Origin of the sequence: Ruminococcus champanellensis 18P13 = JCM 17042 (assembly GCF_000210095.1) — a bacterium.
Lineage (GTDB): Bacteria > Bacillota > Clostridia > Oscillospirales > Ruminococcaceae > Ruminococcus_F > Ruminococcus_F champanellensis.
Genome location: NC_021039.1, coordinates 185,231 through 195,316 on the forward strand (window position 1 = coordinate 185,231; position 10,086 = coordinate 195,316).

At 45.3% G+C, this 10,086-nt stretch carries 3 protein-coding genes; all 3 read left to right on the forward strand.

Annotated elements, in window-relative coordinates; genetic code table 11:
• The first annotated feature begins 67 nt into the window (after window positions 1–67).
• The 3 genes from RUM_RS12295 to RUM_RS13035 all read left to right on the forward strand — a co-directional run bounded on the left by RUM_RS12295 (window position 68) and on the right by RUM_RS13035 (window position 9,506).
• Window positions 68–3,427 carry an Mbeg1-like protein gene (locus RUM_RS12295; RefSeq protein ID WP_242821774.1) on the forward strand — a complete coding sequence of 1,120 codons (3,360 nt, stop codon included), beginning with the start codon at window positions 68–70 and terminating at the stop codon, window positions 3,425–3,427.
• Window positions 3,399–6,065, forward strand: a complete 2,667-nt coding sequence (locus tag RUM_RS13145) for a calcium-binding protein (protein WP_015557346.1) — start codon at window positions 3,399–3,401, stop codon at window positions 6,063–6,065. The genes RUM_RS12295 and RUM_RS13145 overlap by 29 nt, the downstream gene beginning before the upstream one ends.
• A 69-nt stretch (window positions 6,066–6,134) precedes the next feature.
• Window positions 6,135–9,506, forward strand: coding sequence for a type I secretion system permease/ATPase (locus RUM_RS13035; protein WP_015557347.1), 3,372 nt, complete (start codon window positions 6,135–6,137; stop codon window positions 9,504–9,506).
• Window positions 9,507–10,086: the final 580 nt, after the last annotated feature.

A 10,086-nucleotide genomic window follows, 5' to 3' on the forward strand; every position in this document is an offset into this window, starting at 1 on the left:
TGATTCGCCTTGTCAGGAAGAAGCTCTTGATTACATAGATAATCTGCCTTATAGCGATATTACTGCCATAGGTCATTCCAAGGGCGGTAATAAGGCTATGTATACTGCAATACTCAGTGATAAAGTAACAAGATGTGTAAGTTTTGACGGTCAAGGATTCTCAAAAGACTTTATTGAGAAATACACTGGTGTGATAAGCGAAAAATCTTCCATAATTTCAAATTATTCTCTTAGCACAGATTTTGTACATATACTTCTTGAACAACTTCCGGGAACGCATCAGTACTACTGTGAAGGCTATGGGATTGATGATCCTCAGGGAGATGAGGGAAGTATTGTTGCTCAGAATCATAGCCCAAATTCATTTTTCAAAACTGATTCCAGCGGAATTGTAACGGAAGTTAACTATTCAGGACGCAATGCCCCTATATTTGACATTTCTACTGAAAACAGCAAAACAACATTACTAAAGAAGTATGTTACATACCTTTTGAGTTCAAAAAACAGAAGCGCTTATGATGCGTTGATTGATTATGTTGAGGATCTTTTGGATGCTATCCTTGACGGTAGTGATATTCAGGAAGCGATATTGGGGGATCTGCTTCAGCTTGGTACACTTATAGGGTATACAATTAGCTTTATTGAAAACGAAGAACTTAATCTCGATGATGCGAGAGAACTGCTTTATGCTCTTGGACTTGATAAGTGTGATACGACTGCTATAATCATTGAATCTTTGACGAATAAAGAGTTTAGTTATGATGATAATCCTAACAATGTACCGGGAATTATAAGCGGGATTTTAGGCTTTTTAGGCAATCAACTTACTGATGGTGAGGACGATTATCTGTTAAAATCGATAATATGGGATACGTTAGGCAATCATATCGATGACTATCTTGACGAGTATGATTTCTATTATCTTTGGAATACAATCGAAAGCAAGTACGAAGAAGCTCAGGAAAACGAAAATCTATATTATGACACAGATAATGGTCTAATACAGGACTGTGTCAATTATATGAAATCCAACGAATTCCGTAATCTTGTAAAGAATGATGCCCAGATTGATGACATAGTAGAGAATCTGGAAGCTTACCTTTCAGGTGGTTTATCAAATTTTGTATTGTATACGGTGATGATACAAGCTAAGTCACTTTTAGAAAAATATGACTATAGATTGAATTTAGGAGATGATAATGAAAATTATCGTGTGGGCATTAACCATAACTCAGTCTCTTTCCTCGGGCAGGGCGATGATATTTTCTTTGGTGGACGATACAAGGACATAATAATTGCTGGTTCTGGAGATGATTCTATCGCAGGCGGGCAGGGAAATGATATAATTCACGGTGGTTCTGGGAATGATTCACTTTACGGCGGTGACGGGAATGATGTTATCTATGGAGGAAACGGAAATGACACTGTCTTCGGTGGAGGCGGCAAAGACACAATCTACGGCGGTGCAGGAAATGATCATATTCACGGCGGTGCAGGTAATGATACCATTGATGGCGGTGCAGACAAGGATTTCATTCTGGGTGAAGCGGGCAATGATATCATAGACGGGGGAGCCGGGAATGACTATATAGATGGTGGTGCCGGCAACGATACTTTATATGGAAATACTGGTGAAGATGTGCTGTTTGGCCGTGAGGGCAAGGATACGCTGGACGGCGGATATGGAGATGACACACTCCGGGGCGGAGATCATGCAGATACATACTATTTCCGTAAATACAACGGCAGCGACACGATTTTTGACCAATATGGCGCAAACCTGATCATCTTTGAAGATATTGCGCCGGACGATCTCTCAATTTCCTACACTGGAGCATATCAGCAGGATCTGTGTTTTACTGTCGTATCTACCGGAAAAACGCTCACTATCCTTGACTATATGCATACAGCCGAGTATTTTAGATATCAATTTGAGGGCGAATCCGGCTACTATACCGTGAAAGACAGCGATGGTAATCTGTCTTTCTCTAAAATTGAAGGCAGTCATATGGGCGGAAGATATGATAGTCACTGGGACAAGCTGCATGACGATACCGGAAATGATAACAGCAGCAGATACAGTGCAGCAACTGTTGCACAGCCTCCGAGAGATCCGCTGGTCATTGACCTGGGCACTCCCGGAATTGCATTGACCACGATTGATGATGGTGTGTACTTTGATCTTGACAAAAACGGCTTTGCCGAAAAGACTGCGTGGATCGGCACAGAGGATGGATTCCTTGTTCTCGACAGAAACGGTAACGGCAAAATTGATGACGGTGGGGAACTGTTCAGCGATCAGGTCGAAATGAGCGACCACAGCCTTTCTACATCCGGCTTTGCCGCATTGTCCGAACTGGATGAGAACGGTGACGGTGTGATTGACAGCAAGGATTCTCAGTTTGCCAATCTGCAAGTATGGGTGGATGCGAATCATGATGGCAATTCAGAAAATGAATTGCATTCGCTGGAAGAACTGGGCATCACTTCTATTAGTCTGAATCATATCCAGACAGATACGGTTGATTCCGACACAGGGACAATTGTGACGGCATCTTCCGTTGTGACATTTGCAAATGGAACAGTCAGAGAAATCAGTGAGCATTGGTTCCAGATCAATTCGGCTGATACAGAGGAAATTACAGTAACCGATGTGGAAAATGATCTGACATCCTTCGGCAATATGCACAGCCTGTCTTATGCGCTTGAACATGATGAAAGCGGGGAACTCCAGAATCTTGTGGATTCTTTCAAGAATGCAGAAAGCTTTATTGAGAAGCGTGTGGCTGCAAGGAAGATCCTCTACTGCATCACCGGTTCTTCGGATATTGCAATCAAGTCCAGAGGCGGTGCAATCGATGCAAGAAGTCTGCATGTTCTCGAAACGATCATGGGCGTAGATTCCTTTGTTGGCGCAAATGGAAGCACCACACCAAATTCCAATGCTGCGGTCATTCTGAACCAGTTGTTTGCGGATTTTGACAGAACCTACTTTACTCTCCTGAACAAGGTTCTTGGTGAAGCGGATTATCTGGAAATGATAGAGGAAGAACCGAATGAGAACGGGAAGATTGTCCTGAACCTTGCACCGGTAGAAGAAGTTGTGGATCACTACATTTCTTTCGGCACGGATGTACGGGAAATGCTCTATAACATCGGCGTATATGTGAAAACATACGACAGCACATACGGAACAAATTATATGAGGGACTTTGTTTCTCATTATCCGGACTACGCTGCCGAGATCCAAGCAATGGTAAACGGCAATTTCGTCATCGGTACAAACGGAGATGATGCGCTGAACGGCTCCGGCGCACAGGATATTATCTGGGCTGAAGACGGAGACGACAGTATCAGCACGGGCACTGGTAATGACATCATCTACGGCGGCGCAGGCAATGATACGATCAACGCAGGCTCCAGGTGATGATGTAGTCTACGGCGATGCAGGCGATGATGCCATCATCGGCGGTGAAGGAAATGATCTTATCTATGGCGGCGATGGTAACGACACGATCGAAGGCAACACCGGAAACGATACGATTTACGGCGGCAGCGGAAATGACACGATCACCGGAAACGAAGGGGATGACATGCTCTACGGCGGGGATGGAAACGATATGCTGGACGGAGGCGAAGGAAATGACATCCTTGACGGCGGAGAAGGAGATGATTCTCTCAGCGGCGGTACAGGAGACGACACGCTTTCTGGCGGCGATGGCGATGATACCTATTACATCAATGCTGACCACGGTAACGATACAATTTACGACTCCGAAGGACGCAGCACACTTGTGTTCGGCGATGAGCTGAGTGCGGAGGACTACGCATTGCGTATTGACATTCACAGCGGCATTTCGCTTGTCCATCACGAGACCGGAGAGACGATCTCTATTCCGGATTTCATCAATATGCCCGAATACTATGACTTCACATTTGATGGTGAAGCGCAGATCATTGGCGGCGGCGATTCTCGTCAGGTTATCGAAGGTACGGATGAAGACGATGTCATTACAGGTGGCAGCGGATTCAATATTATCAAAGGCGGTGATGGTAATGATACCATCACAGGTGGTGACAACCTCAACTTCATCTACGGCGGAGACGGTGACGACACTATCACTGGTGGCAATGGCATAAATATCATTCGCGGCGAAGGCGGAGATGATACAATTACAGACGGAACCGGCGACGGTTATCTGGATGGTGGCGACGGAAACGATACAATCCACGCTGGCGCAGGCAATGATATTTTGATTGGCGGTGCCGGAAACGACCGGCTCTTCGGCGAAGACGGGGATGATGTAATCGCAGGAAACGATGGGGATGATTATCTTTCAGGCGGAGACGGCAATGATACACTCTATGCAGATGCCGGAAATGACGAACTCCACGGCGGTAACGGTAATGATTCCCTGTTTGGCGGGGACGGCGACGATACCCTCTACGGCGATGCCGGAGATGACTATCTGGAAGCCGGGAACGGTACGGATACATTGTATGGCGGCACAGGAAATGACATCTTTGTCGGCGGTGAAGGCATCAACTATATCTATGGTGAGGATGGCAACGATACCTTCTATGGCGGAAATGGTTTGAACTATATGTATGGCGGAGACGGTGATGATAACTTCACTGGCGGAGAGCTTGCTGATTACATCGAAGGCGGTGCCGGCAATGATACCATGAACGGCGGAAATGGCAACAATGAGATGTACGGCGGCGATGGTGACGACTACATTTACGGCGGCGATGGTGACGACTACATTTACGGCGGAAACGATGATGACTATATCGAGGGCGGCAACGGGGATGACCATCTCTACGGCGGCAACGGTGTGAATACTATTTACGGCGGTGCTGGTAATGACATCATCTACAGCGGCGATCACGGCAGTTTCCTCTACGGTGGAGACGGTAATGACCGGATCTATGCCGGCGGTGGTGCAGATGTTCTTGACGGAGGCGCAGGCAACGATTATCTCCAGGGCGACCACGGCGGTGATACCTATATCTTTGGTATTGGCTATGACATCGATACAATCAACGCTTCTGCCGACCTGAACACGATCCGCATCCATGGCTACACAGTGGCTGATATGCATAATACCAGAATGGCGAACAACGACCTTGTGATTGACTTTGGTGAGGGGACAGGGGACAGACTGGTGATCCAGGGCTTCTTCAACTTCAACAGCAATCGTGACTTCAACTTTGTGTTCGATGACGAGACTGTTCTTGGACAGTATGATATTCAGGCTGCCTCTGCACCTATCATTGGTACCGATGCGGATGAATGGCTTGCAATTCAGGGCAATGACGGCGGTGTGATCCATGCAGGCGCAGGAAATGACGGGCTCAGCGGCGGCAGCGGAAATGATGAGCTGTATGGTGAAGCCGGAAATGATACCCTTTACGGCAATGACGGAAACGATATGCTTGATGGTGGTGCAGGAAATGACTCCCTCAACGGCGGTAACGGCGAGGACACCTACATTTTCGCAAAGGGCTATGCACAGGATACCATCAATGAGTGGGGCAGCGACCACAGTATCGTAATGCTGACAGACATCAACTCCGACGAGATCACTGTATCCGACCAGTGGGGCTCAAATCTGCTTATTTCTGTGAATGGTACAGATGATGTGCTGACCATCAGCAACTTCAAGTGGGGACAGTCAACATTCACATTCAAGTTTGCCGATGGTGCAGAAGGCTATGTGGATAAGGATACATGGCAGCTTGTACTGACAAAGCAGCCTGACGAGATCGAGGATACCGAGCAGGTAAATGCAGAGCTTCTGGAATCTCTGTATGCAGACGATACATGCTTGTCCGATCTTCTCACGGATGGCAGTACCGTGATTACCGATATGACCGAGAGTACAGTGCTTACTGACGAAAACGATGATATCTCGGATGTGACGGATATCCAGGCAATGCTCCTTGCAGAAAATATGTCTGCATTCGGCAACAATGATCAGATTTCCGACAGCGTGAACATCACTGACATTACAGTGGATACTTCTCTGACAGATTCACTGCTTGTAGGCGCATTACAGTAAAAGAGACAGATAGCGAGAGCGCAGCAGCTTTCATGCTACTGCGCTTTTTGCGCTTACGGAGGTTAGAATATGGCAAAAAAACAAGACAGTGGGTTGTCCTGTTTTATGATCGTCATGAAATTTCATGGCATTCCGATTACGAAGGAACAAGCTGAAAATCTGTCTGTCCTTGATCCGGTGCAGAAAACCGGAGAAATAGAGATCATGCAGTCTGCAAAGGCCTTGAAGATGAAAGCAAAGCTGTGCAATCTGAACATAAAGAAGCTGAAGGATGTCAACGCTCCTATGATTGCAAAAGGCAACGACGATGAGTTTTTCATCATTGCAAAGTCGCAGGATGACAAATTTATGATTTTGCATACAGACAAGCCTGCACCGGAAGTTGTTACCCGCGATGAACTTGCAAAAATGTGGGACGGAACAGCAATAATCATCAACAAAAAAGGCGTAATTGATCGTGAAGCAGTTTTCAGCTTTAAATGGTTTATCCCTACCATTCTGAAATTCAAGAAAGAGTTCATACAAGTTCTTATCGCAGTTTTTACAATACAGATATTAGGAATTTTGACGCCAGTCATGACGCAGGTGGTTGTGGATAAGGTGCTTGTGCATCGCAGCATCTCCACGCTTCATGTACTGACGATAGGAATCGCTATCGTGTACATTTATGAGCTGATACTGGGGCTGGCAAAGAATTATGTGTTTACCCATACCACAAACCGCATTGACGTGATGCTAAGTTTCAGGCTATTCAAGCATCTGTTTGCGCTGCCGCTGAAATACTTTGAATCCCGTCGTGTGGGTGAAACAGTAGCCAGAGTCCGGGAACTGGACAGCATACGAAATTTTCTGACTGGAACCCCGCTTTCATCGATGATTGATCTAATATTTATCATCGTATATATTGTTGTACTGTTCTGCTACAGTAAAATGTTGACTGTTATTGTTATCTGTTCAATACCTGTTTATGCGATACTTTCTGCAATCGTTACACCGCTTTTCAAGAAGCGTCTTGATGAGAAATTTGAAACAGGTGCGAATACGCAATCGTTTCTTGTGGAATCAATCACGGGGGTTCAGACAGTAAAATCCTACGCATTAGAGCCAAAATTTGAAAAGAAGTGGGGAGACTTGCAGGCTGAATATGTCAAAGCAAGCTATAAAACTTCTATGGTATCTGCTACGGCTGGAACAACAGGTCAATTCATTCAGAAAGTATTTGACCTGCTTATCCTCTTCTTCGGTGCAAAGGCAGTTATGGACGGTAACTTTACAGTCGGTCAGCTTGTGGCATTCCGTATGCTCTCCGGCAGAGTCAGCGGTCCTGTGTTGCGTCTGGTACAGCTCTGGCAGGAATACCAGCAGGCATCCCTTTCCGTCAAGCGTATTGGTGATATTTTCAATACCGCACCTGAACCGATCCTGAATGCCAATCAGTCTTCTATGCCAAGAGTTCAGGGAAAAATCATATTCGATCAAGTACATTTTCGTTATAATCCGCAAGGCGGCGAAGTTATCAAAGGAATGTCATTTGAGATACCAGCAGGAATGGTTGTGGGCGTTGTTGGACGAAGCGGATCAGGTAAAAGTACCATATCAAAATTGATACAGCGGCTCTACATACCGGAAGCCGGAAAAATATCCGTTGACGGCATGGATATTTCCCTTGTAAATCCCGCAATGCTCAGAAAACAGATCGGCGTTGTTTTACAGGAAAACTTCATGTTTAATGGCACAGTAGCGGAGAATATCTCCATTCACTGTCCCACTGCTACGATGGATCGAATCATAGAATGCGCCAAGATTGCCGGAGCGCATGACTTTATTCTTGAACTTCCTAACGGCTATGATACAATTATTGGTGAAAAGGGTATGGGACTTTCCGGAGGTCAGAAGCAGAGGGTTGCAATCGCACGAGCAATTCTCAATGATCCGAGAATCCTCATCTTCGATGAGGCAACATCAGCACTGGATTATGAATCTGAAAGTATCATTCAAAATAACCTGAAAGAGATCTGCAAGAATCGAACAGTTATCATCATTGCACACCGTCTTTCCACTTTAAAGGATGCGCAAAAAATAATGGTTATCGACAAGGGCAACCTTGTGGAATATGATACGCATGAAAAGCTCATGACTTTGAACGGATTGTATGCTTATCTATATATAATCAGCAGCAAAGGGGTGAGGTCGATGGATAAGGCACAGAAGGACTATGTTCTCAGGCATAGCAGTAAGCGTGATAAAGAATTGAAATACGACTTCATGCCGTCAATGCTGGAAATCATAGAGCGCCCGGCACATAAAGCCGGAACTGTTATCATTCTCGGTGTTTTCACGCTTTTAATTGCAGCAATCGTATGGGCTTGCCTGTCTAAGGTGGATATTGTTGTCACATCCAGTGGTACTATGCAGCCGGTAGGGAATATCAGTTCACTCAACACCTATACCAGCGGAACCGTGAAATCAATCAATGTTGAGGAAGGGGCATATGTGAAAGCCGGAGATGTGCTTATCGAACTCGATACGCAGAGCATTGACATCGACGTAGAAGCGCTTTCGCAACAAAAAGAAGTGCTGGAGGCGCAAAAAGAGATATACACAATGATAAAAAATGGAGAGGACGTTTCAACAGTCGATATTACAAAGTACGGTGCAAATCTTCAACCATACATCCTTACAATCATTGACAATGAGAAGGCTTATCAGAATAATCTGAGCATACTTGAAAGTACCAAAGAAAACGCCGGTCTTACAAGAGACATTGCACAAATCAAATATGATGACTACAACACAAATCCTATGATTTCCGTGGCAGAATTCAATGCACAAAAACTTGTGCTTCAACAGGCAGAGAATGAATATCTGCAGGCGGAGCTGAACATTCTGAATGCGCAGACTTCCTACAGTGAGCAGATCAACTCCAACATATCAGATATCAACAGTAAGCTGAAACAGGCTGATTCTGAACTTGAAAAGTATCAGCTCTCGCTTGATTACCAAAAGGTCATTGCTCCGGTCAATGGTTACATCAACAGCATTGCAGTAAATAACGTAGGTGAGACTGTAACATCGGCACAGCAAATTATAACGATCGTTCCGGCGGATGCACCTGTTGAGATGGCTTGCTATGTGAAAAACATGGATATCGCCGATATTATGGTTGGAATGGAAGCAGAGATAAAGCTCGAAGCTTACCCATACAACAAATATGGTACGGTAAAAGGGACGGTCAAGTATATCAGTCCCAGTTCTTTCAACAGTGAGCAATTAGGCAGCGTTTATCTTGTAAAGCTGGATGTAGATAACACAAACCCGGGTATCAATGTGATGTCCGGTTTATCAGGTTCAGTGGAAGTTAAAATCGGAAAGCAATCGGTTATGAGATACTTCCTCGATCCGATTGTGAAAGGTTTTGATGAAAGTTTGAAAGAAAAATAAAGCTATCAGCTATATGCCATTAACCTTAGTCTATTGGCGCACTCAAAAACCGTTCCGCATAAATCAAAATCAGCATTATGGCATATCCCATAATCAGCGGATACCCAAATGATACATAGTAACAGCACCCACTCGGAGCGTATCTGAGAGGGTGCTTTTTTTGGTGGTTAGTTTTACGCTCCGCAGGTTCGGACGGCTGTGAGGGGCATTTCCGTTCCGCTGGCGGTTATCATCAAGTGGAAGTCTGCTCGGAGATGTGGTGGGCAGCCTCATACTCACGGATACGGCGGTAAAATGTGTTTGCTGTCAAGCCCCATTCTGGCTCTGCGAAAAAATTTCTGTAAATTCAAAAACTGTGATAAAAAATGATATATGGGAGTGGCTTGAATAATTAGCCGCTCAGATTTTTTACAGTATACAATGGATACTGTAATTTGTCAAGGTTCTTTGGATATCAGCCTGCTGGAATGGAGCGCGGCGGAATGGAATCAGGCTGATATCCGGCGGCTCAGCCGAGCCTGTCGGGGTACATGATCTCCAGTTCGCCCAGGACTTTACCCCAGTTTCGCAGCGGCATAGT